This window comes from Streptomyces mayonensis, from assembly GCF_018982965.1.
GTDB classification, from domain to species: Bacteria; Actinomycetota; Actinomycetes; order Streptomycetales; family Streptomycetaceae; genus Streptomyces; species Streptomyces mayonensis.
Map to the genome: position 1 here is coordinate 40,469 of NZ_JACBYP010000009.1, position 22,476 is coordinate 62,944.

The 22,476-nt window shown below is 73.5% G+C and carries 18 protein-coding genes and 1 tRNA gene; 14 read left to right on the forward strand and 5 right to left on the reverse strand.

Annotated elements, in window-relative coordinates; all coding sequences use genetic code 11:
- Positions 1-2: 2 nt before the first annotated feature.
- Positions 3-368 carry a hypothetical protein gene (locus HZS56_RS05255; protein ID WP_216719502.1) on the reverse strand — a complete coding sequence of 122 codons (366 nt, stop codon included), beginning with the start codon at positions 366-368 and terminating at the stop codon, positions 3-5.
- Positions 369-430: 62 nt separating this feature from the next.
- Positions 431-3,745 carry an ALF repeat-containing protein gene (locus HZS56_RS05260; protein ID WP_216719503.1) on the reverse strand — a complete coding sequence of 1,105 codons (3,315 nt, stop codon included), beginning with the start codon at positions 3,743-3,745 and terminating at the stop codon, positions 431-433.
- A gap of 325 nt (positions 3,746-4,070) precedes the next feature.
- On the opposite strand from HZS56_RS05260, the gene HZS56_RS05265 reads away from it, so the two are divergent.
- The gene (locus HZS56_RS05265; protein WP_253913760.1) at positions 4,071-4,571 is read left to right on the forward strand and encodes a hypothetical protein; all 501 of its coding nucleotides are present in this window, start codon (positions 4,071-4,073) and stop codon (positions 4,569-4,571) included.
- Positions 4,572-4,704: 133 nt separating this feature from the next.
- Positions 4,705-5,925 carry a trypsin-like serine protease gene (locus HZS56_RS05270; RefSeq protein WP_216719504.1) on the forward strand — a complete coding sequence of 407 codons (1,221 nt, stop codon included), beginning with the start codon at positions 4,705-4,707 and terminating at the stop codon, positions 5,923-5,925.
- A gap of 447 nt (positions 5,926-6,372) precedes the next feature.
- Here HZS56_RS05270 and HZS56_RS05275 read toward each other — a convergent pair whose 3' ends face one another.
- On the reverse strand, positions 6,373-8,625 hold the full coding sequence (locus HZS56_RS05275) for a bifunctional glycosyltransferase/CDP-glycerol:glycerophosphate glycerophosphotransferase (protein ID WP_216719505.1): 2,253 nt from the start codon (positions 8,623-8,625) through the stop codon (positions 6,373-6,375).
- Positions 8,626-8,982: 357 nt separating this feature from the next.
- Positions 8,983-11,142 carry a hypothetical protein gene (locus HZS56_RS05280; protein ID WP_253913761.1) on the reverse strand — a complete coding sequence of 720 codons (2,160 nt, stop codon included), beginning with the start codon at positions 11,140-11,142 and terminating at the stop codon, positions 8,983-8,985.
- Between the two features lie 249 nt (positions 11,143-11,391).
- Between HZS56_RS05280 and proB the strand changes: the two genes are divergently transcribed.
- The 5 genes from proB (at position 11,392) to HZS56_RS05305 (ending at position 16,354) form a co-directional block, all read left to right on the forward strand.
- Positions 11,392-12,495, forward strand: a complete 1,104-nt coding sequence (gene proB / locus HZS56_RS05285; protein ID WP_216719506.1) for a glutamate 5-kinase — start codon at positions 11,392-11,394, stop codon at positions 12,493-12,495.
- A gap of 133 nt (positions 12,496-12,628) precedes the next feature.
- The gene (locus tag HZS56_RS05290) at positions 12,629-13,177 is read left to right on the forward strand and encodes a DUF8830 family protein (RefSeq protein ID WP_216719507.1); all 549 of its coding nucleotides are present in this window, start codon (positions 12,629-12,631) and stop codon (positions 13,175-13,177) included.
- Positions 13,178-13,237: 60 nt separating this feature from the next.
- Positions 13,238-14,524, forward strand: a complete 1,287-nt coding sequence (locus HZS56_RS05295) for a glutamate-5-semialdehyde dehydrogenase (protein ID WP_216719508.1) — start codon at positions 13,238-13,240, stop codon at positions 14,522-14,524.
- Positions 14,525-14,630: 106 nt separating this feature from the next.
- On the forward strand, positions 14,631-15,197 hold the full coding sequence (locus HZS56_RS05300; protein WP_216719509.1) for an SCO2584 family spore wall biosynthesis protein: 567 nt from the start codon (positions 14,631-14,633) through the stop codon (positions 15,195-15,197).
- An 86-nt stretch (positions 15,198-15,283) separates the two neighbouring features.
- Entirely contained in the window at positions 15,284-16,354 is a 1,071-nt protein-coding gene (locus HZS56_RS05305; protein ID WP_216719510.1) for an SCO2583 family membrane protein, read from the forward strand.
- Positions 16,355-16,418: 64 nt separating this feature from the next.
- Here the strand turns inward: HZS56_RS05305 and HZS56_RS05310 are convergent, their stop codons facing one another.
- Positions 16,419-17,600: a M48 family metallopeptidase gene (locus HZS56_RS05310; RefSeq protein ID WP_216719511.1), complete on the reverse strand. Its 1,182-nt coding sequence runs from the start codon at positions 17,598-17,600 to the stop codon at positions 16,419-16,421.
- 189 nt (positions 17,601-17,789) lie between these two features.
- Here HZS56_RS05310 and HZS56_RS05315 point away from each other — a divergent pair, with 189 nt between their 5' ends.
- The 7 genes from HZS56_RS05315 to HZS56_RS05345 all read left to right on the forward strand — a co-directional run bounded on the left by HZS56_RS05315 (position 17,790) and on the right by HZS56_RS05345 (position 22,325).
- The gene (locus HZS56_RS05315; RefSeq protein WP_216719512.1) at positions 17,790-17,951 is read left to right on the forward strand and encodes a hypothetical protein; all 162 of its coding nucleotides are present in this window, start codon (positions 17,790-17,792) and stop codon (positions 17,949-17,951) included.
- A gap of 133 nt (positions 17,952-18,084) precedes the next feature.
- Positions 18,085-18,249 (forward strand): hypothetical protein, encoded by a 165-nt coding sequence (locus tag HZS56_RS05320; RefSeq protein ID WP_216719513.1) that lies wholly within the window; start codon positions 18,085-18,087, stop codon positions 18,247-18,249.
- Positions 18,250-18,308: 59 nt separating this feature from the next.
- Positions 18,309-19,013: a nicotinate-nucleotide adenylyltransferase gene (nadD, locus tag HZS56_RS05325; RefSeq protein WP_216719514.1), complete on the forward strand. Its 705-nt coding sequence runs from the start codon at positions 18,309-18,311 to the stop codon at positions 19,011-19,013.
- Between the two features lie 16 nt (positions 19,014-19,029).
- Positions 19,030-20,862, forward strand: coding sequence for an LCP family protein (locus tag HZS56_RS05330; protein ID WP_216719515.1), 1,833 nt, complete (start codon positions 19,030-19,032; stop codon positions 20,860-20,862).
- Between the two features lie 112 nt (positions 20,863-20,974).
- Positions 20,975-21,421 carry a ribosome silencing factor gene (rsfS, locus tag HZS56_RS05335; protein ID WP_216719516.1) on the forward strand — a complete coding sequence of 149 codons (447 nt, stop codon included), beginning with the start codon at positions 20,975-20,977 and terminating at the stop codon, positions 21,419-21,421.
- Complete coding sequence (locus HZS56_RS05340; RefSeq protein WP_216719517.1) at positions 21,418-22,089, forward strand: histidine phosphatase family protein; 672 nt, start codon at positions 21,418-21,420, stop codon at positions 22,087-22,089. Before rsfS ends, HZS56_RS05340 begins: the two co-directional genes overlap by 4 nt.
- Before the next feature lie 163 nt (positions 22,090-22,252).
- Positions 22,253-22,325, forward strand: a tRNA-Ala gene (locus tag HZS56_RS05345).
- The last annotated feature ends 151 nt before the right edge of the window (positions 22,326-22,476 follow it).

Below are 22,476 nucleotides of genomic sequence, written 5' to 3' on the forward strand. Positions count from 1 at the left end.
GCTCAGCGGCTCACGTAGTAGGCGGCGAGGCCGACGAACAGTGCCATGGCGCAGGCCGCCTGGAGCGTCCAGGGGCCGGTCGCCTCGTCGTAGGGCACGTCGGGGTCGGACAGCACGGCGCGCAGCCGCTTGCCGTGCCCCAGGATGCCCACGGGCACGGAGGCGACCAACGCGCAGTAGACGGGGAGCAGTCCGGTGAGCGGCTCCCCGGCCTTCAGGCTGTACGCGGCCAGCGGGACCAGCGTCAGCGGCGGGCCCAGGCTGACCAGCGCCCGGTGTTTGGCCGTGGGCATCGCCGGCAGCATCACCGCGTACCAGAACAGCGCGCCGAGGGCGGCGAAGAGCCACCACCACGGGGAGTTGTGCACGGATCCCTCCTAGTGGACGGGCGGGGACGCGGCCGCGCCCCCGCCCGGAGTGTGTCGGGCGCCTACGAGGTGAACCAGCCCACGACCGAGGACACGGTATCGTGGACGCCCTTGACGGCGGCCTTCCCCACGTTGCTGACCATGGAGTTGGCGGCGAGGCTGCCCACTCCCGAGAGGCCCAGGGTCAGTGCGATGCCGGCCACGCTGGTGGCGAACTCGGAACCCCAGCCGTAGGCCTTGAGGTTGTACAGCGCGCTGGCCCCCGCGAACACCAGGGACGCCCCGGCGAGCCCGGCCGCGACCAGCTGCCCACCCGGGATGAACGCGGCGACCACCGCAGCGCCGCCCAGGACCGCGCTCACCCGGCCCATGTAGGTGGCGGCCTTGGCGGCGCTGTCGACGTTGTCCTGGTCGATCTTGTCGAAGTCGACCTTGTCGTTGGCGGCGGAGTCGGCGGGATTGACGTTGTTGTCGGCGTTGTGCTTGGCCTCCTGGGCGGCCTTCGCCGCCTGCTGGGCCATCTCCTGCTGCCGCTTCTCCTGGTAGGCCGCCTTCGCCTCCCGGGACGCGGCCCGAGCCGCGGCGGCGTCCTTGCCGGCCGCGACCGCGTCCGCGTACGCGCGGTCCGCGGAGGCCTGCGCGCTGCTCGCCGCCGCCACGGCGGTGTTGGCCGAGGCGATGGCCTGGTTGGCGGAGTAGTTGGCCTGCCGGCCGGCCGAGCGCGCGGTGGCCGCGGCGGCGGACGCCCGCTGCGCGGAGGACGCCGCGGCGGCGGCCGACGCGTCGGCGGAAGCGGCCGACTGCGCCGCGTCCTCGGCGTGGCCCTTCGCGTCCTTGGCCGACGCGGCCGCTTTGGTGGCCCAGTCCGCGGCCTCGTCCGCCGCGCCGCGGGCGTCGGCCGCCGCCTTCGCCGCCTCGGCGGCCTCCTGGAAGGCCGCGGCCGCGATGGCCGCGGCGCGGGCGATCTGGGCCTGGATCGACGCCACGTGGGTGGCGGTGTCGTCGTCGGCCTGCTGCGCCTTGTGCAGCGCGATCGAGACGAAACGCTCGAGCATCCAGCCCGGGCCCTCGAGCGCCGCCTGGGCCGCGGCCTCGACGTTGGGTCCGGCGCCGCTGAGGGCCGAGACGGTCGCGACGCGGTCGTCCTCCTCCTTGGCCTCGGGGTAGCCGGTGAGCAGGTACTCGTGCAGGGCTTCGACGCTGCCGTCGTCCAGCGCCGCGTTCGCGGCCGCGGTCACGGCACGGCCGGCGTTCTGCAGGGTCCTGAGCACTTCGACGCGGTAGTCGTCGGCCTGGACCGTCAGGGCTCCGCCGGTCAGGAAGTCGGTCACGCCCTGCTCGTCGCTGTCGGCGAGCACCTTCTGCGCCGCGTCGGCGAGGTCGGCGCTGCCCGCCGTGGCCAGGGTGAGCACCCGCTCGCGGTCGTCGAGGCGGGTGCCCTCGGCGTGCGCCCGGCCGACCCAGTCGACGACGGCCTGGTCGTCGCCGGCCAGGGCGTCCTGGGCGGCCTGCCGGGTCCAGGTGCCCGTGGCGTCCATGAGCCTGGCGGCGGCTTTGCGTCCCACGGCCGCCACCTGGGCGGGGTCGCTCTGGGCGCGGGCCTCGGCCAGCAGGTTGAGGGTCTCCTGGTCGGTCAGCTTCTGCTGGGTCTGGACCCGCTCGATCCGGGCCCGGTACTCCTCTTCCTCCTGCTTCAGCTCCTGGGCCATCTCGATGGCCCTGGCGCGCTCCTCGGCCAGCCACGCGGCCTCGGTCTCGCGGGCGAGTGCCGCGACGTTCTGTGCCTGGGTGACCGCGTCGGCGGCGTCCGTGGCCGCGGCGACGGCCTTGTTGGCCTGTTTGGTCGCCTCGTTCGCCCAGTCCGCGGCCTCGCCCGCGTGCTCGGCGGCGTCCTCGGCCGCGTCGGCCGCGGCCTCGGCGTGCTCGGCGGCGCTGCTGGCCGCCTTGTGGGCGTCCCGCGCGGCGACGGCCGCCCGGTCGGCGAGGGCTCCGGCCCTGTTCGCCGCGGCCGTGGCGGTGTTGGCGGCGCGAGTGGCCAGCGCGGCGGCGTCCCGGGCCCGCTTGGCCTGCGCCTGGGAGACGCCCGCCGAGGCGGCGGCCTGGGCGGCGGCGTTGGCGGAGGCCGCCGCGTTCTGCCCCGCGCGGGCCGCGGCGGCGCTCGACGTCTTGGCCTGCGTGCTGGCGTCGGCGGCCGCGGAGGCTGCGGCAGCGGCGGTACGCGCCCGCTTGGCGGTGTCCCGGGCCACCTCGGCCGCCTGACGCGCGGCCGAGGCCTGACCGGCGTCCTTGGAGGCCGCGGAGGCGGCCCGGTAGGCGCGGACGGACGCGCGGGAGGCGGCGGCAGCGGCGGCGGCCGCGGCCTGCGCGGCGCTCGCGGCGGTACGGGCGGCGGAGATCGCGGTGCGGGAGGCGGCGACCGCCGTGCGCGCGGCGGCGGCCGCCCCGTTCGCGGCGTCCGCGGCCCGCCCGGCCGCCCGGGACGCCTTGAGGGCGTCGTCCTTGGCGGCGGCGCTCTCCTCGGCGGCCAGCAGGGCGGCCTTCTTGGCCTCCAGGGAGGCGGCTTCGGCGTGTTCCGCCGCCTCCTTCGCCTTGACCGTTGCCTCGTGGGCGCGCGCGCCGGCGTTCTGGGCCTGCACCACCAGCTGTCCGATGGTCAGCTGCTCCTGGTCACGGGCGCGGGCCAGGTGCTGCCCGTGCCGCAGGAACTCCCTGATGTCGGCCGCCGTGCCGTCCAGGGCCCGGTTGATCGCCTGGACCAGGTTCGGCCCCGCGCCGGACAGCATGGTGACCGTCTCGACCCGCTCGTCCTCCTCGCGCGCGGTGAACTGCCCCTTCTCGAGGAACGCGTTCAGCGCGTCGGGCGAGCCGTCGTCGAGCGCCTTGTTGGCTTCGCGGACCACGGCCTTGCCGCCCGCGCCGAGGACCGTCAGGACGGCGACCCGCCGGTCGTCGGCCAGGGGCACCTCGTACCCCTTGGTGACGAAGGCGTGCAGGTCCGCGTCGCTGCCGCTGAGGGCGGCCTGGGCCTCCTCGCGGACTCCGGGGCCCGCGTAGTTGAGCATCTCCAGCACGGAGACACGTTCGTCCTCGGCCCGGGCGCGCGCGAGTCCGGTGGCGAGGAACGCCGTCAGCACCTCGGGGGTGCCGGTCAGGGCCTCCTCGGCCTCGGACCGCACGGCCCGGCCGCCGAGGAGCCAGGCGTCGACGGCCCGGGAGCGGGCGTCCTCCGCCGGCTCCCCGTCGGCCGCCCTGGCGTGCGGCGCGTTGCGGCCTCCCACCGCGGTGGCGGCCGTGGCGGCAACGGCCAGGGTGAGAAAGCGCCTGCGTGAGGGGCCCCACTCGGAAACCTGCCGGCCCGGTCGTCTCTGTCTCAGCATGTGAATTCTTCGTCTCCTCGGTCCGTCTTACGGGTGTACGGATACCGTCGGCGCGCGAATTTCTGGTCGACGGTGGACAACCTTTCAGGGGAATTGGCAATTCGGCAAGAGTGCGATTCCGTGCGACATCTCCGCTCCTCCCGGATCCTTCGTGATCCCTTTGTGAACAAAAAGAGGGAAAGAACAGGTTTTATACTCCATGTGCACCCGAAACGGACTGCGATCGCAAGATCACGAGTGAGTAAAGGGGGTGTCCTGTGGTCAACTTTTGACTTACGGTGAAGGTTCTGTGCGCTTGTGCTGACTTTTTGGGGAGGGAGGGCGAATGCGTAACGCAACTCGTCTGCTCGTGCCGGTCGTCGCAGTGGCTGCCGTCGGCGCCGGAATTGCATTCGGTGTCGGACAGGAGGCGAATGATTCGCTGCCGATGAGCAGCGTGGCCGACGACGCCCCGGGCTACGCGGTGGAGGATTTCAACTATCCGCAGGCCGACAAGATTTTGGAGGAGCAGGGAATTCTGCTCAAGAGGGGTGACGGCCATATCGTCCTCGCGGAGTGCGACAGCGAGGCGGGGCTGCTGGAAGTCTGGTCGCGCAGCCAGGCGAAGATCTGTTTCCGCGTGACCGGAGACTCCGGGCGCCTGACAATGGAGATCCCCGCCGTGTACGGAGTCAAGGGGAACTCCTACGAGACCGACGTGACCATGACCGTGGGTGACCAGGAGAAGCACTACGAGATCGCGAAGGACGCCTGGACCAACGTGGGCGAGGCGGCCGATCCGGAGGACGGCGACCACATGCTGGTCGAGATCGTCACGAGCAAGTAGGGCGAGCAGGGCCCGGCCGGACCGTCCGGCTGCGCTCGCCCGAGCCCGAGGGGGCGGCGCCGGGCACACACAGGACACACAGGAGGGGACGCAGCCGGTGACAGACGTGGCCAGGAAGAGACACAGGGACAGGGTGCGGAGACACGGCGCATGGCTCACCGGCGCCCTGGTCGCCGCCGGAACCCTCGTCGCGGGCCCGGCCCGGGCGACGGTCGGGGAAGCGGTCGGCGACGGGGAGAGGTCCTACGCCGCGCGGATCGAGCTGGGAGACACGGAACACGCCTGTTCCGGAGCGCTGGTCGAGGCCCGCTGGCTGGTCACCGCGGCGAGCTGCTTCGCGGACGACCCGGCCCTGCCCGGACCGGTCACGGCCGGACCGCCCTCACGGCCGGCCCGGGCGACCGTCGGCGGCAACGGACCGGCAGCCTCCGGCCAGGTGCGCGACATCGTCGAACTGGTGCCGCGCACGGACCGGGACGTGGTGCTGGCGCGGCTGTCCGCGCCGGTGACGGACATCGAGCCGGTGGCGCTCGACGCCGGGGCACCCACGGCCGGCGAGGATCTCACCGTCGTCGGACTCGGCCGCACCGCGGACGAGTGGGTGCCCGGGCGGCCGCACGCCGGGACCTTCACCGTCACCGGTACGCGTGCGGTGGAACTGGACGTCGAGGGGCAGGGCGACGCAGCCGTCTGCAAGGGCGACGCGGGCGGCCCGACGGTCCGCACCGGCACCGGGGGCGACACCCTCGTAGCCGTCAACAGCCGTTCCTGGCAGGGCGGCTGCTTCGGCTCCGAGGAGACGCGCCGCGGCGCCGTCCAGGCCCGGGTGGACGACATCACGGACTGGATCGGCACCCAGGTGGCCCGCTGGTCCCTGAAGGCCGAGGTGAACGGCAAGTACGTCTCCGCCGAGCTGAACAACACCGGAAACCAGGAGGGCAGGCTGCGGGCCCGCGCCGACACGGTGGCCGGCTGGGAGCAGTTCACGCTGCACACCCGCGACGGCGGCACGACGGTCTCGCTCCGCTCCGAGGCCTCCCGCCTGTTCGTCGCCACCGAGCTGAACGACTCCGGGACCCACGAGGGCATGCTGCGCGCCCGCAGCGCCGCTCCGACCGGTGGCTGGGAGCGGTTCACGCTGGTGCCGCAGGGGGAGGGGAAGTACTCCCTCCGGTCGGACGCGAACGACAAGTACGTCGCCGCCGAGTCCAACTACACCGGTGAAGAGGCGGGGCTGCTGCGCGCCCGCTCGGACTCCGCCGCCGGCTGGGAGCGGTTCACCCTGGCACACGCCGACAACTTCCGGGTCACGGGCGTCGCTCCGGCGGACCCCGAGCCGCTGCCCCTGGACTGACCGGGAGGCCGTCGCCACGGCTCGCCCCACTCGCCCGGTGAGCCGCGCCCCAACCGCACCGGTACGGCGAGGGCGCGGCCCGGACGGCACCCGTCCGGGCCGCGCCGTTGCGTCCGTCGAGGCGTAGCGTTCCGGGCAGTACTGCCGCGCGGGGCCGCCACCCTCTGCTCGCGCCGCTCACCGCAGCCGCCGCCCTCAGGGGCGTGGAGCCGGAGGAGGCCGCGGGCGCCGGGTGCGGGGCGGGAACGGAGGCGGTCGCACGGGCGGGCGGCAGACCTCCACGGGCGAGGAGCGGCGGCAGGAGGCGGTAGGACGGGGCGGGCGGCACGGTCCCGGCGGGCGAAGCGACCGGGGCCGCGGCGGGCCGGGGCGCGGCCGACGTTCCCGGCCGGCCGCCCCGGTCCCGGTTCTGGTCCCGTTCCTGGCAGACCGCGCGGCTGCCTCATGTCAGTTGACGGGTACCGGACCCGGCGCGGCGCGGTCCGGTCCGGCGGACGGAGCCGGCGTCCTTTCCTCCAGAGGCAGGAAGGGGAGGCGCTCCGCGGCGTCCTCGCCCATGAAGACGCGCCGGACCACCCGTTCGGCTGCCCGCCCGTCGTCGAAATCACAGAAACGCCGCCGGAAGCGTTCCCGGGCCCTGGCCGCCGGCTCCGCCCGCCACTCGCCCGAGCGGAGGATCTCGGTCAGCCCCTCCTGCGTCGTGGCGACGGCGCCCGGAGCCTCCTTCAGCACGTCGAAGTACGCGCCGCGGACCACGGAGTACGTGTCCCAGTCGTCGGCGAAGACCACGATGGGCCGGTCCAGGTTGGCGTAGTCGAACATCGCCGACGAGTAGTCCGTGATCAGCGCGTCCGAGGCGAGGTACAGCCGCTCGACCGAGGGGTGGTCCGAGACGTCCATGATCCGGCCCGCGGACTGCAGCTCCGCGAGCCGCGACGACGAGGTCCCGTAGAAGTAGTGGCCGCGCACGAGGAGCGTGACGTCGGGGCCCAGCCGCTCGGCGAGCCGCTCCAGGTCGAGACGCGGCACGAAACCGCTCTGGTACTCCCGGTGCGTCGGCATGTAGAGGAAGGCCGTCGTGTCCTCGGCCAGACCCAGCTCCCCGCGGGCCGCGCGCACGTCGTCGGCCGTCGCGGTGACCAGCACGTCGTTGCGCGGGTAACCGGTCTCCAGGGACGTGTACGAGGCGGGGTACACCCGCTCCCACACCGTGGTGGAGAACCGGTTGGCGCTGATGCTGTAGTCCCAGCGGTCGCAGCGCTTGAGGAGCGCGCCGAAGCTCATGTTGGTGGAGGCCGGGTACTTCTGCTGGTCCAGGCCCATGGTCTTCAGGGGCGTGCCGTGGTGCGTCTGGACGTGCACCTGGCCCTCGCGCTTGACCACGCTGTCGGGGAAGTTCACGTTGTTGACCAGGTACTTGGCACGGGCCACGGCGGCCCAGTACTCCTTGGAACCCAGGCGTACGTAGTCCACGCCCTCGGGCACCCGGTCCACGGCGTCCGGCCGGATCACCCACACCCGGCGGACGTGCGGGGCGAGGGAGGCCAGCGCGGCGTCGATGGCCGCGGGGTTGCACGAGACGCTGCGGCTCCAGTAGGCCGAGAACACCGCCAGGTTCTCGTCGATCGGCAGCCGCAGCTGCGAACGGTAGAAGACGCCCATCGCCCGGCGCTTGGACTGGTTGATGGTCCTGCGGGCGTTCGTGCGCGCCTTCTGCCGCAGCCTGAGCACCCGGGTGGCACCGGTCAGCGTCGCGTACGCGTCCCGCTCCAGCGTCCCGTACTTGTGGCCCCGGCCGTCGGCCGGCCGCTGGAAGCCCTCGGGCACCCGGGCGCGGTAGTCGGCGGAGGCGCGGTGGAAGAACTCGGCCCTGGCGTTCTGCGGCAGCCGGCCCGGACGCTCCAGCACCGTCAGGTAGTGGTCGACCATCTTGCGGAACAGCGCACCGCGCCACCGGGACAGCTCCGGGTGCGCGTCGAGGTAGGCGAAGACACGCTCGTACTGGTCGAAGACGTCGAAGTGCTTGCGGCTGACCGTCTTGAGGATGTTCCCGCCCTCGCGGCGCTGGCGGTAGTACACGCAGACGCGGTCCAGTACGGCGATCCGCTCGGCGCTGATCATGGAGCAGAACGTCCAGGGGGCGTCCTCGTAGTACCCGGGCGGGAAGGTCAGCCCGGTCCGCTCCACGAAGTCGCGCCGGTAGGCCTTGTTCCACACGATCTGCAGCAGGTCGAGCAGCTCGGGCCGGTCGTCGAGCGAGAAGGCGGCCGGTCCGGCGTCCTGCGCGAGGAGGTCGGCACGCTGATTGCGCTTGACCGAGCCGTTCCAGTAGGTGCGGGCGTAGTCGTAGATCAGGATCTCGGGGTTGCCCGTGGCCTCGAGGCGCTCGCATATCGCCCCCAGCGCGCCCTCGGAGAACGTGTCGTCACTGTCCAGGAACAGCACGTAGTCGCCCCGGGCCTGCTCCAGCCCGGCGTTGCGCGCGCGGCCGAGGCCCACGTTCTCGGCGAGGTGGATCACCTTGATCCGGGCGTCGCGTGCCGCGTACTCGTCGAGGATGGCGCCCGAGCCGTCCGGTGAGCAGTCGTCGACCGCGATCACCTCGAAGTCCGTGCAGTCCTGGCCGAGTATCGAGTCGAGGCACTCGTACAGGTAGCCCTGCACCCTGTACACGGGAACGATGAGAGAGAGCTTGGGCATCCTTACAACCTGTTCTGGATCTGATCACGGGACCACGCGCCGGGGTCGGGGCGCGCCCTTCGGGCGTCGGACGGCCCGAAGCGCGCCGCTGGCTCAGGGTAAAGGATTCACGCGAAGTTTCCGTGGGTGCGGTGTCGCGGTGGGACGGCCGGGGTGCGGGCCTGCCCGGGCCCGTCCGACCCGCGACCCTGAGGCGTGAGCGGGGGCCGTGACCGGGGAGGCGCGCCGCACGGCCACGGGCCCGCGGGCCGCCTTCCGGCCGGACGTAGCCCTCAGCCCTTCCGCGGGCCGGCGACGTCCCGGCGGCGGCCCGCGCCCGGCGGCTCAGGGGCCCTCGTGCGGAGCCCGCCGCCCGGCTCAGGCGCCCTCGCGCTGTGCCGGGCGGCGGGCAGCGGTGCCGTCCGCTGCCGGGGGCCGGGGGCCGGGGAGCGGGGTGCCCGCGGCGAGGCGTTCCACCGTGCGGGCGCGGTGTGCCTCGGCCACGGCGGACAGCGCCCGCACCGCCGCCCCGAAGCGCTCCTGGGAGGGCGGGTCGGCCGGGCCGAGCAGCCGCAGGGACAGCGCGGCACGTTCCCCGGCCAGCTTGTCCCGCTCGGGGTGCCGGACCGTGTCAAGGAGCGCCGGAACCCCGGCCGCGTCCGGTGTCAGCACGGTCGCCGCCGCCACCGTGGGGAAGGACTTGCGGAACACGTCCTCCGCCAGCCCGCTGGTGTTGGCGACCGCGTACGGCTTGCCGCTGGCCAGGAAGTCGCTGATCACACTGGAGACGTCGCTGATCAGCAGGTCCGACCGGTTGAAGCAGAAGTAGAGCGGCGGCCGGGCGCCGGTGACGACCTGGTGCTCCCCCTCGGGCAGCGACGCCCAGTACGCCTCCTCCCGGGCCGCCGCCGCCCGCGCCAGAGCCCCGGCGCGTCCGGGCTCCGGAGCGGACCGCAGCAGCATCCGCTCCGCCTGGTCGGCCGCCGCACGGAAACCGGCCGCGGTGAGCCCCTCCGGATCCGTCGTCCGCCGGACCGTCCCCGCGGACGCCGACGCGTCCGGCCGCGCCCCGCCGCGCGCCCGGTTCGCCGCCCGCACCAGCTCCCGGATCCGCAGATCGGCGGCCCCGGCCCGCGGGTCCACCGACCCGGTCAGCGGGTGCGGCTTGTACAGCAGCCGGACGCCCGGATCGGCCAGCAGCGCCCGCACCAGGTTCTCGCCGGCCTCGACCACCGACGTGTTGCCGGGGTTGCCGTCCCAGCCCTCCCAGGTCGGCGCGTACAGGACCGTGGTGAACGCACCCGGCGCCGGCGGCCCCGCGCACGGCCGTACGGCGTCCAGCTGCGGGCGGCCGATCTCCACCACGTCCTTGTCCTCCACGCCGACCTCCGCCAGCGCGTACCGCTCCCGCGCCGCCGGTCCCGCCACCCACACCTCGTCGTAGGCCTTCGCGTACGGGTTGCACGAGGACAGCTTGTCGCTCTCCCCGTGGTTGACGAAGGCGTGCTTGACCGTGGGGATGCGCAGGACCTGCGAGGTCTTCCCGGAATTGGACGGGTGCAGGAGCACGCGGAGCGTGGAGTGCTCCAGGCGCATCAGCGTGGTCACCTTCGGCAGGCACACCACCGGGACGTCCGTCGCCGCGATCCGCTCCACCATGAACCGCTCCCGCAGCACGATCACCGGCCGCTCCGCCAGCCGGGCCAGGGGCTCCAGCCACATGTTCGCCTGGTACGCCGAGGACGCCCCGCCCGAGAAGTACAGGCCGACCGTCGGCCGGTACCGCGCCAGCCACCCCTCGAACCAGTCGAGCACCTCCTGCTCGCCTGCGGGCCGGCGCCCCGGCAGCAGCCGCAGCGACAGCGCCCCCAGGCCCGTCACGGCCACGGCGAGGGACACCCCGAGGCCCGCCGCGCCCCACACCGGCGCGTCGGCGGCCACCGTGGCGAGCAGCCCCGCCGTAGACGGCAGCCCGAAGACCGTCAGCCGGTACCCGGGGCGGCGCAGCAGCACCGGGGGCGCCGGGGTCAGCCGCAGCGCCGACGCGTCGATGTTCCGGGTCACCACGGGCAGCGTCCGGGTGCGCCGGACCAGGACGGAGACCGCCTGGATCGCCCAGTGCAGCGCGTACAGGACGAGCAGCCCGGCGACGAGCGGGGCGTACGCGCCCTCCCGGTGCTGCTCGCCCAGGCGCAGCAGGCCCACCACGAGGAGCAGGTCCCGCAGCACGTGCCGGACCGTGACGTCGGCGTGCGACTTGGCGAACAGCGACACCATGCCCCGTCCCCACCGGTGCAGCACCCCCTCGGCGGCGAGCGAGGCGGCGGTCGCGGCGAGCAGCAGCGGCACGTGCGGCAGCAGCGCGCCCAGCGCCTGCGCGGCGAAGACGGACGCCAGCCCGCCCACGACGAGCAGCTTCACCGCGGTCCGCCGACGGGGCAGGGCGGGGCCCTCCGGCCGGGGCAGCCGGGGCCGGCGGGGGAGACGGCGGCGGGGCGGGAACAGGGGCACTGCGGTCTCTCCAGGCTCGTCGCGCATCGGGCAACCGGGTTAACGCGCGGTGACCGTCGGACGACACGCCCGTGCCGGCCTCCGGTCCCTGCCTGGGCCGACCAGCGAAGGAGGCGCGTGCAGCGGCGCCCGTCCGCAGCCTGAACCGTGGTGCGGCGCGGGTCCCGGTTCCCGTAGATTGCCCGGCGGGCGCAGGATTCGGCGCATGTCGACGGGAGAGGCGGACGGGCCGTGGCAGGGGCAAGGCCGGGGACAGGGCCGGGCACGAGGCAGGCCGTGGGCGAGGCCCGCAGGATCGTCGTCAAGGTCGGGTCCTCCTCGCTGACGACCGCGGCGGGCGGCCTGGACGCCGACCGGGTCGACGCGCTCGTCGACGTGCTGGCCAAGGCGAGGGGCGCGGACAAGGAGATCGTCCTCGTCTCCTCCGGCGCCATCGCCGCGGGCCTCGCCCCGCTGGGCCTCCCGCGCCGCCCCCGGGACCTGGCCCGCCAGCAGGCCGCCGCCAGCGTCGGACAGGGACTGCTGGTCGCCCGCTACACCGCGTCCTTCGCCCGCTACGGCGTCCGCGTCGGCCAGGTGCTGCTGACCAGCGACGACATGAGCCGCCGCGCCCACCACCGCAACGCCTCCCGCACCCTGGACAAGCTCCTCGCGATGGGTGCCTTCCCGGTCGTCAACGAGAACGACACCGTCGCCACCGACGAGATCCGCTTCGGCGACAACGACCGCCTCGCCGCCCTCGTCGCCCACCTGGTCCGCGCCGACCTGCTGGTGCTGCTGTCCGACGTGGACGGCGTGTACGACGGCGACCCGAGCCGGCCGGGCACCTCGCGGCTGGCCGAGGTGCGGGACATGGCCGACCTCGCGGGCGTCGACATCGGCAGCGCGGGCCGGGCCGGAGTGGGCACCGGCGGCATGGTCACCAAGGTCGAGGCGGCCCGGATCGCCGCCGCCGCCGGCATTCCCGTGGTGCTGACCAGCGCGGTCCACGCGGCCGACGCCCTGGCCGGGGGCGACACCGGCACCTACTTCCACGCCACCGGCAGGCGCTTCGCCGACCGGCTGCTGTGGCTGCAGCACGCCTCCGCACCGCAGGGGGCGCTGGTCCTCGACGACGGGGCGGTCCGCGCGGTCGTCGAGGGCCGCAAGTCGCTGCTGCCGGCCGGAATCGCGGGCGTTGAGGGCGAGTTCGCCGCGGGCGACCCGGTCGAGCTGCGGGACGGCACCGGCCGGGCGGTCGCCCGGGGGCTGGTCAACTTCGACGCCAGGGAGATGCCCCGGCTGGTCGGCCGCTCCACCCGGGAACTGGCGCGCGAACTCGGACCCGCGTACGAACGCGAGGTCGTACACAGGGACGATCTGGTGATCCTGCACCCGTAATGGGTCGAAACGTCCCCGAATCGGTAGTGGACGTTCCGCAAAAGCGCCCCGCGATCCCGTGCGGCCTGCTCAACTTTCCTCAGGGACAAGCCCGGCCGACCACCGGGCCCAGCCATGTGCGAAGGAGGCCGTCGTGAGCGGAGTGCGCCCTGGACCGGCGGCGTCCCGCGGCAGTAACGGCTCCCGCGGCGGCAGCGGCACCCGGGGCGGTTCGGGCTCCCGCGGCGGCACCGCATCCCGTCCCGGCGGCACCCGCGGCACCTCCCGCGCCCCCGGCGACGAACGGGCCCTGACCAGCGTGGCGGCCGGCGACCGGTTCCGCGGCGAGGAACCCGACCACACCCCGCGCCTGTGGCACGTCACCCTCAGCGTCTCCGGCGCCCGCGCCCCGCTCACCGAGGTCCGCCGCGCCCTGGAACAGCTCGCGCACGACCACCCCTTCCTGCTGACCAGCAGGTACGCCGACGACCACGCGGAGATCCGCTACTGGGAGGAGGCCCGCGACCTGCACGACGCCGCCGCCGTCGCCCTGCGCCTGTGGGGCGAGCACCGGCAGACCGCGGGCCTGCCGCCCTGGGAGATCGTCGGCCTCGAGGTCATCGACCGGGCCACCTACCACCAGCGCATCGCCGCGGGGTACGGGCCCGCCCCCGCGACGCCCGTCGGCGTGCACCCGTTTTGACCCGTCTCGCGGGGTGGGACGGCAGACGGACGCCCGGTCCCCGCGCACTACCCTTCCCCCATGACCACGCTCTCGCCGTACGACTCGATGACCCCGGTCACCAGGGCCGCCTACCGGGCCAAGTCCGCCGCCGCCGACCTCGCGCCGCTGCCGCGGGCCGCCAAGGACGACGCGCTGCTCGCCGTCGCGGACGCGCTCGAGGTCCGTACGAGCGAGATCGTCGAGGCCAACGCCCAGGACGTGGCCAAGGCCCGTGCCGCCGGGACCAGCGAAGCGATCATCGACCGGCTCACCCTCACCCCGGAGCGGGTCCGTGCCATCGCCTCCGACGTGCGCGACGTCGTCGCCCTGCCCGACCCGGTCGGCCAGGTCGTGCGCGGCAACACCCTCCCCAACGGCATCGACCTGCGCCAGGTGCGGGTCCCGCTCGGCGTGGTCGGCATCATCTACGAGGGCCGGCCCAACGTCACGGTGGACGCCGCCGCCCTCTGCCTGAAGTCCGGCAACGCGGTACTGCTGCGGGGGTCGTCCTCCGCGTACCAGTCCAACACCGCCCTCGTCCGGGTCGTCCGCGACGCCGTGGGCGGGGCCGGGCTGCCCGCCGACGCCGTGCAGCTGGTGCCCGGCGAGGGCCGCGAGAGCGTGCGCGAGCTGATGCGGGCCCGCGGCCTGGTCGACGTGCTCATCCCGCGCGGCGGCGCCTCGCTGATCAACACGGTCGTCCAGGAGTCCACCGTCCCCGTCATCGAGACCGGCACCGGCAACTGCCACGTCTACGTCGACGCGGAAGCCGACCTGGACATGGCCGTCGACATCCTGATCAACTCCAAGGCCCAGCGCGTCAGCGTCTGCAACGCCGCCGAGACCCTCCTGGTCCACCAGGACGTCGCCGCCGAGTTCCTGCCCCGCGCGCTGGCCGCCCTCGCCGAGGCCGGCGTCACCGTGCACGCCGACGAGCGGGTGCTGGCGTACGCCGCGGACTCCGGGGCGACCGTCGTCGAGGCGACCCCCGAGGACTGGGAGACCGAGTACCTGTCGTACGACATCGCGGCGGCCGTCGTCGACTCCCTGGACCGGGCCGTCGAGCACATCCGGCTGTGGACCTCCGGCCACACCGAGGCCATCGTGACCACCTCGCAGCAGGCCGCCCGGCGGTTCACCCAGCTGGTCGACTCCACCACCGTCGCCGTGAACACCTCCACCCGCTTCACCGACGGCGGCCAGTTCGGCTTCGGCGCCGAGATCGGCATCTCCACGCAGAAGCTCCACGCCCGGGGCCCGATGGGCCTGCCGGAGCTGACCAGCACCAAGTACATCGTCACCGGCGACGGGCACGTACGGCGCTGACGGCAGGCCGCACACGCGTCGACCGCGTCCATCCGGGGCATCCCGCCCACCGGACCAATTTCCCCGCCGTCTGCCCAAAACGACCCCCCAGGTCTACTCTGGACCCGTGCCGGAGGACGTGGGGGGCACGCCGTTCCCTGACGGCTGGGAGCCCGACGACGACCACGACCGCGGGGTGTCGGACGAAGAGTTCGCCTCCGTGGTCTTCGACGAGGCCTTCGTACAGGCGGCCGGGGTGCACGAGCCGACCGCCGTCGAACGCCTCCTTGCCGCCGCGCAGGCCAGGGCGGAGGCCACCGAGGCCGAAGCGGCCCGCCGCGGCCGCAGCGCCGAACGCTACGACGACGGGTACGGCGATTTCGGCCATGATCCCGACCTCGACGACCCCGACGACGACCGCGACCCCCTCGACCGGCCCTACGGCGCCCCTGCGGCGTACGGGAAGCAGGTCCGCTGGCACCGGCCGGTCGCCTGGATACTGGCCCTTGTCATGGGCGTCGGCATGGTCGCGCTGGCCTTCGTGGCCGTCTACCGGGGCGCCTCCTCGGGCGGCGGCCCCCAGCAGGTGCCGCCGCCCGCCTCCACCGGCCCGGAGCAGGGCGGCACCGTGACCCCCTCGGCCTCCGCCGACTACTCCCAGCCGGCCGTCCCGGTGCTCCCGCGCACTCCCTGACCTGCCCGTCCGGCAGGTCACAAGCTGTCCCAACTTGACCTGCACCGGCGCGTTTACGCGGCCTTCCGCAGACCTACCCTGAAGGTATGGCAGGGCTTGGCGAGCCGCCCGGAGGAACGCCCGAGGGCGGCTCCGGAGGCGGCGAGGACGAATACCGATCCGTCGTCTTCGACGAGTCGTTCGTCCGCGCTGCCCGGCTCCAGGAGTTCTCCGCCCAGGAACGCATCACCGACCACGCCCCGGCCGTGCGCCGCCGCCCCCCGCTGCGCCGGGCCGGCCTGTCACGGCAGGCGCTGATCCTCGTCGTCCTGATAGCGGTCGCCTTCGGCACCGCCATCTACATGGGCGTGCGGCACCCGTACCAGGAGCCCGCCGGGCAGCGGACCGCCGCCCCGGCGCGGCTGACCGTCGTCCCGCTCGCCCCCCGGGACCCGGTGCCGGCGGGCGGGAACGCGGCGTTCCTCTACGAGCACAGCCCGGCGGAGCACTTCCGGTCCGCGGCCAAGGGCATCCCGCTGCCGGGGGCCGAGCGCACGGCGCACTTCTCCGAGGACCAGGTGCTCAACGCGCTGACCACGGCCAAGAACTACATCGTCCGCTCGGGGCTCGACCCGGGGGTGCTCGGCGGCGGCCCGGTGCGCTCGGTGCGCGTGCTCCTCGACCCGGACCAGCTCTCCCAGTTCGACGAGAGCTTCGAGAGCCCGGCCGTCGACGGGCGGCACACCCCCACCGGCTGGCTGATCCGCTTCGATCCGTCCCACGCGGAACTGGCCGACCCCGAGATTCGGGTCGACGGCAGCGTGCGGGTCGTGGAGAGCGACGCGTCCACCCTGGAGGTCACCGCCGACCACACCATGGTGTACGCGCTGCGCCCGGCCGGCGACGCGCGGGCCGAGGTGTCGCTGTTCACCGTCCGGCGCGAGCTGCACTTCCGCTACGACCGGGACGACCTGCGCCTGCACCAGACCCAGCTCGTCGCCTCGTACGTCCAGGCAGGGCCGCTCTCCTGCGCCGAGGACTCGGCGAACCACCTGCGCCCCCTGCTGGCCGGCCGCAGCGCGGGCACCGGCACGCCCGCCGGCACCGACCCGTACACCTCGGACAACGCCACGGCCCTGTGCGGCACCCTCGCGCAGGGCGCCCAGCCGAAGGTGTGAGGCAGCCGAAGGTGTGAGGCGCCGCCCCGGGGACCTGCCCCGTGCCCCCGGGAGACCTGGCCGCTCAGGCGCCGTCGCGCGGCGGACGGTCCTCCGGGCCTCCGGAACCGGCCTCCCCGCCGGGCGCCTCGGGCCCCTCGGACGTCCCGCCCGGGCCCTCCGACGCCCCGTCCCCGTCCGCGTCGCCCTTGGGCGGCCGCGGCTGCGAGGACGTGAAACCGCCGAAGCCCCGCCGCACGCGGTCGCCGAGGTCACCGGCGCCGCCCGCGATGTCGGTCACCAGCTTCATCAGCGGGTCCTTGGAACTGCGCACGTGCGAGGCGTAACCGGCCGCCGACTCCCGGAAGGAGTCCCGCACCGAGGTGTCCTTGTCCTCGTCGCGCCGCGGGTAGTGGCCGTCCATCACCCGCTGGTACTCCCGGGAGGCCGCCCACTTCTTCAGCTCGGCTGCCCGCACCGTGGTGAACGGGTGCGTGCGCGGCAGCACGTTCAGGATCTTCAGCACCGAGTCGCGCAGGTCGCCGCCCGCCTCGTACTCCTCGGCCTGCTCCAGGAACGCATCCACGTTCATCTCGTGCAGGTGGTTGCCGCCCGCGATCTTCATCAGGCCCCGCATGGACGCCTGCAGGTCCTGGCCGACCAGCAGGCCCGCACGGTCGGCGGACAGCTCCGACTTGCGGAACCACTCGCGCAGGGCCGTCACGATCGCCATGATCGCCACGTTGCCCAGCGGGATCCAGGCGACCCGGACGGCGAGCGAGGTCAGGAACAGCAGGATGGTCCGGTAGACCGCGTGCCCGGACAGCGCGTGCCCGACCTCGTGCCCGACGACCGCCCGCATCTCCTCCTCGTCGAGCAGTTCGACCAGGCCCGTGGTCACGACGATGATCGGCTCGTCCAGACCGATGCACATCGCGTTCGGCGTCGGGTCCTGGTTGACGTACATCGGCGGGACCTTCTCCAGGTCCAGGATGTAGCAGGCGTCGCGCAGCATGACGTTCAGGTGGGAGAACTGCCGGTCCGAGACGCGCACCGAGTCGGACAGGAACAGCAGCCTCAGGCTCCGCTCGGGCAGCAGCCCGCTCAGCGCCTTGAAGACCGTGTCGAAGCCGCTCAGCTTGCGCAGCGCCACCAGCGCGCTGCGGTCGGCCGGATGCTCGTACGCCCGTGAGGAGATCCCGGGGAAGCGCCTGCGCTGCCTGCCGGGCACGTTCTCGTGCCCGTCGTGCTCGTGGCCGTCGGACATGTCTTCCCCCAGGTGCGTGGGTGGCCGGTACGTATTCCTGGCCTGCGGATGTCTGGTTCCCGGCCGGTGCGCGCCTTCCGGCGCGCGTCCGGCCTCTGCGAACCCTTGTGCGGTCCTTGTGCCCCCCGAGCCGGGCCCAGCCTAGGCGGAGATACCGTGGACGGGCAGTACATCGAAGGAGTCCACGCCATGCAGCACGTCCCCCACACCGACTGGCTCGCCGGGGCCGCCACCGCAGCCGAGCAGCAGGGGCCGGGGAATCTGCTCCGGATCGTCCTGGTCGTCATGGTGGTGGGGTGCGTGCTCACCGCGTGGTTCCTGCTCCGGGGGTACAGGCAGAAGGACGACTGAGGCGGCCCGAAGGTTCCCTCCGGGACCCGGCGGCGCTGCCCCGACGGCGGAGTCGGCGTGATCGCCCGCGCGGCGCCCGCATACGATGAGCGGACGTCCTTGTCCCGCCCACACCGGATAGGTCCTGCCGAAGATGAGCCTTCCCCTCAGCGCCGCCCAGTTCGTCACCCTCGCCGCCGAGGGCGAGGAGCACGGTGGCAACCACCAGAGCCTGAGCCCCTACGTCACCGGCATCGGCGCGTTCGTCGTCCTGATGCTCCTGCTGTGGATCACCACCCGGTTCAACCGCGACCGCTGAGCGCCCGGGGCCGCGGGGGCGGCCGGGGCGCACCGCGCGGGCCGGTAGGGTCTGCACGCATGGGAGAGCAGGACACGCCTACCGGCCCGGCGCACAACACGGCGCACGCGCCGGCGCGCGGCACGCAGAACGCGGTGCCCGCCCGTGCCGCAGGCCAGGGCCACGGCCCGTCGTCGGGCAAGCGCCGCCTGGGCGTCATGGGTGGCACCTTCGACCCGATCCACCACGGGCACCTCGTCGCGGCCAGCGAGGTCGCCGCGCAGTTCCAGCTCGACGAGGTGGTGTTCGTACCGACGGGGCAGCCATGGCAGAAGAGCCACCGCACGGTCTCCGCCGCCGAGGACCGCTACCTGATGACCGTCGTCGCCACCGTCGAGAACCCGCAGTTCTCGGTGAGCCGCATCGACATCGACCGCGGCGGCCCCACCTACACCGTGGACACCCTGCGCGACCTGCGCGCCCTCAACCCCGACGCCGACCTGTTCTTCATCACCGGCGCCGACGCCCTCGCCCAGATCCTCACCTGGCGCGACAGCGAGGAGCTGTTCTCCCTCGCCCACTTCATCGGCGTCACCCGGCCCGGACACACGCTCACGGACGCCGGACTCCCCAAGGGCGGCGTCTCGCTGGTCGAGGTTCCCGCCCTCGCCATCTCCTCCACGGACTGCCGTGCGAGAGTCGCCAAGGGCGATCCCGTCTGGTACCTGGTGCCCGACGGAGTCGTGCGCTACATCGACAAACGCCAGCTGTACCGCGGCGAGTGAGCCGAGAGGGGCACCGGTGAACGACGGATACGACGCGGGCTACGGCGGCGACGACCAGTACGAACTGGTCGGCTACGACGAGTACGGCCGGCCGGTCTACCGCCAGGCCCAGGGCCGGGGCGGCGGGTCCGCCGCGGGACCCGGCGGGCAGCAGCAGTACGACCCGTACGACTCCTACCCCCAGCACGGGGGCGGACAGTACGGGCAGCAGCAGGGCTACGGCTACGACCCGTACGCCTCCGGCAGCCACCAGATCCCCCAGCAGCCGTACGACCCCTACGGGCAGCAGGGCGGCTACGACACGGGCCGGCAGCCGCCCGTCCAGGACTACGACACGGGTCAGCAGGCTCCGGTCCCCGGCGGCTACGACACCGGCCGGCAGCCCCCCGTCCCCGACCAGGGCCCCTACGGCGGTCAGGACGGGCAGCCGCAGCCGTACGGCCACGACCCGTACGGCCGGGCCGCCACCAGCGGCACGCAGCCCCGCGTGGCCGAGCAGACCGCGCACATCCCGCAGCAGGCGGGCCCGCGCGAGGACCAGGAACCGGCGGCCCGCGACGAGGGCGGCGACCGCGAGTACCACACCGAGCAGTTCGCCTTCGTAGAGGAGCCGGCCGACGACTCCGAGGACGTCATCGACTGGATGAAGTTCACGGAGAACCGCACCGAGCGCCGCGAGGAGGCCCGGCGGCGCGCACGCGCGCGCGTGGTCTCCCTGGTCGTCGTCCTCACCCTGGTCGCGGCCGGCGGCGTCGGCTACCTCTGGTACGCTGGGAAGCTGCCCGGCGTGTCCTCCTCCGACGCCAGGACGGGCGACACGACGACCGCCGGCGCCCAGAAGCGCGACGTGATCGCCGTCCACCTGCACGACACCGACGGCGGCGGCACCTCCACCGCGCTGCTCGTGAACAACACCACCACCAAGCAGGGCACCACCGTGCTCGTGCCCAACTCGCTCGCCCTGACCGGCGACGACGGCAGCACCACCACGCTCGCCAAGTCCGTCGACGACCAGGGCCCCGACGCCACCCGCACCTCGCTCGACTCCGCCCTCGGCACCGACATCGAGGGCACCTGGCGCCTGGACACGCCGTACCTGCAGATCCTCGTCGATCTGGTCGGCAACATCGACATCGACACCGACACCGACGTCCCCGACCCGGAGGCCGAGGACAAGGGCTCCACGCCGCTCGTGCGCAAGGGCGAGGGGCAGACCCTCAGCGGCAAGATGGCCGTCGCCTACGCCACCCACAGCGGCAAGGGCGAGGACGCGAACGCCCAGCTCCAGCGGTTCGGGCAGGTCCTGCACGGGGTGCTGCGCAAGCTGTCCTCCGACCCGCAGGGCGCGACGACCACCGTCCAGACCCTCGGGCTGATCCTGGACCCGCCGCTGACCGAGAAGGACCTCGGCTCCTTCCTCGCCGGGCTCTCCGACCGCGCCAAGGGCGGCGACTTCAAGACCGCGCTGCTCCCCGTCGAGAACGGCGGCTCGCTCAGCGCCGAGGCCAGTGACAGCGTCGTCAAGGACGTCCTCGGCGGCACCGCCAAGAGTCCCGACCAGGACGCGGCCGTCAGCGTCTCGGTCCGCAACGCCACCGGCGACGAGGACCGCACCGGCAAGGCCCGCGTCGTCCTCGTCAACGGCGGCTTCACCTTCGTCTCGGGCGGCACCGCCTCCGGCACCGAGGCGGCCTCGAAGGTCGTCTACGCGGAGGAGGCCGACAAGGAGAACGCCGTCCAGGTCGCCAAGACCCTGGGCCTGTCCGACGGCGCCGTCTCGCAGGGCAAGGTCTCCTCGAACGCCAGGGTCTCGGTGGTGCTCGGCCAGGACTACCAGCCGGCGTCCTGAGGCCTCCCCGGTCCCGCGGGACCGGGGAGCCCTCGGGCTGCAACCGCGTGGGCCGTCGGCGGCGGTCGTGAGACCCTTGAGGTCAACCGACCGCCGACCCGAAAGCCAGGCAGTGACCGCGACCGACCACGCCATCGAACTCATCAACACGGCCGCCCAGGCGGCGGCCGACAAGCTCGCGCACGACATCATCGCCTACGACGTCAGCGACGTGCTGTCGATCACGGACGCCTTCCTCCTCGCCTCCGCGCCCAACGACCGCCAGGTCAAGTCGATCGTCGACGAGATCGAGGAGCGGCTGAACAAGCAGCTCGGCGCCAAGCCGGTGCGCCGCGAGGGCGACCGCGAGGCCCGCTGGGTCCTGCTCGACTACGTCGACATCGTCGTCCACGTCCAGCACAGCGAGGAGCGCGTCTTCTACGCGCTGGAGCGGCTGTGGAAGGACTGCCCCGAGCTGGAGCTGCCCGCCGACGCCAGGGACACCCGCGGCAAGGCCGAGGAGCACGCCAGGCGCCAGGCCGCCGAGGAGGCGACCGGGACCGACGGGGACTGGCGATGAGCGCCACCGGCGAGGTCACGGCGGGCCGGCCCGGACGCGGCCGGCGCGTCATCCTCTGGCGGCACGGCCAGACCTCGTGGAACGTGGAGCGCCGCTTCCAGGGCAGCACGGACGTCGAGCTGACCGGGACGGGCGTCGCCCAGGCCCGCCGCGCGGCGCAGCTGCTCGTGCACCTGAAGCCCGACGCCATCGTCGCCTCCGACCTCGTGCGCGCGGCGAACACGGCCGCCGAGCTGGCCGTGCTCACCGGCCTCGAGGTGACCCCGGAGGAGGGCCTGCGGGAGACCTACGCGGGTGCCTGGCAGGGGCTGACCCACGAGGAGATCATCGCCAGGTACGGCGACGAGTACGCGGCGTGGAAGCGCGGCGAGCCCGTGCGCCGCGGCGGCGGCGAGCTGGAGACCGAGGTCGCCGACCGCGCCGCCCCCGTGGTGCTCCGGCACGCCGAGAAGCTCCCCGAGGACGGCACCCTCGTGGTGGTCAGCCACGGCGGCACCATCCGCACCACCATCGGCCGCCTGCTCGGTCTGGAACCGCACAGCTGGGAGAGCCTCGGCGGCCTCACCAACTGCTGCTGGTCGGTCCTCGGCGAGGGCGCCCGCGGCTGGCGGCTCCTCGAGCACAACGCCGGCACACTGCCGGAACCGGTGATCGGCGACGACGTCTGAGCCGGGCCGGGGCAGGGGCCGGAGCCGGTGCCCGAGCCCGCGGCCGGGGGCGCGGACCCGGATTTCACTTTCCGGCAGGTCGCAGGCTAAAGTTCTTCTTGTTCGCCCCGCCGGGCGGAGCGGACGAAGAGAAGGACCATGCGACTCCGGTCGCGTGGCACCAGGGGCTATAGCTCAGTTGGTAGAGCGCCTGCATGGCATGCAGGAGGTCAGGAGTTCAATTCTCCTTAGCTCCACAGCCCACGGACGAATCCCGTCCCCCTCGGGGGGCGGGATTTTTCGTACGCCTGCTTGAGCAACAGGCGTTCCGCAGGCGTATATCCCTGTGGAACTCCGTGTCCGGACTGGTACTCATGCGTCGCTGACCGTATTGGCCCGGTCGTGGCA

Bases quoted from the DNA above. Each gene is read 5' to 3' on its own strand.
- HZS56_RS05295 (WP_216719508.1), top strand. From the start codon at position 13,238: ATGACCACGCTCTCGCCGTACGACTCGATGACCCCGGTCACCAGGGCC.
- HZS56_RS05280 (WP_253913761.1), bottom strand. From the start codon at position 11,142: ATGCGCGACGAGCCTGGAGAGACCGCAGTGCCCCTGTTCCCGCCCCGC.
- HZS56_RS05340 (WP_216719517.1), top strand. From the start codon at position 21,418: ATGAGCGCCACCGGCGAGGTCACGGCGGGCCGGCCCGGACGCGGCCGG.
- HZS56_RS05260 (WP_216719503.1), bottom strand. From the start codon at position 3,745: ATGCTGAGACAGAGACGACCGGGCCGGCAGGTTTCCGAGTGGGGCCCC.
- HZS56_RS05275 (WP_216719505.1), bottom strand. From the start codon at position 8,625: ATGCCCAAGCTCTCTCTCATCGTTCCCGTGTACAGGGTGCAGGGCTAC.
- HZS56_RS05310 (WP_216719511.1), bottom strand. From the start codon at position 17,600: ATGTCCGACGGCCACGAGCACGACGGGCACGAGAACGTGCCCGGCAGG.
- HZS56_RS05315 (WP_216719512.1), top strand. From the start codon at position 17,790: ATGCAGCACGTCCCCCACACCGACTGGCTCGCCGGGGCCGCCACCGCA.
- HZS56_RS05265 (WP_253913760.1), top strand. From the start codon at position 4,071: ATGCGTAACGCAACTCGTCTGCTCGTGCCGGTCGTCGCAGTGGCTGCC.
- HZS56_RS05305 (WP_216719510.1), top strand. From the start codon at position 15,284: ATGGCAGGGCTTGGCGAGCCGCCCGGAGGAACGCCCGAGGGCGGCTCC.
- nadD (WP_216719514.1), top strand. From the start codon at position 18,309: ATGGGAGAGCAGGACACGCCTACCGGCCCGGCGCACAACACGGCGCAC.
- HZS56_RS05320 (WP_216719513.1), top strand. From the start codon at position 18,085: ATGAGCCTTCCCCTCAGCGCCGCCCAGTTCGTCACCCTCGCCGCCGAG.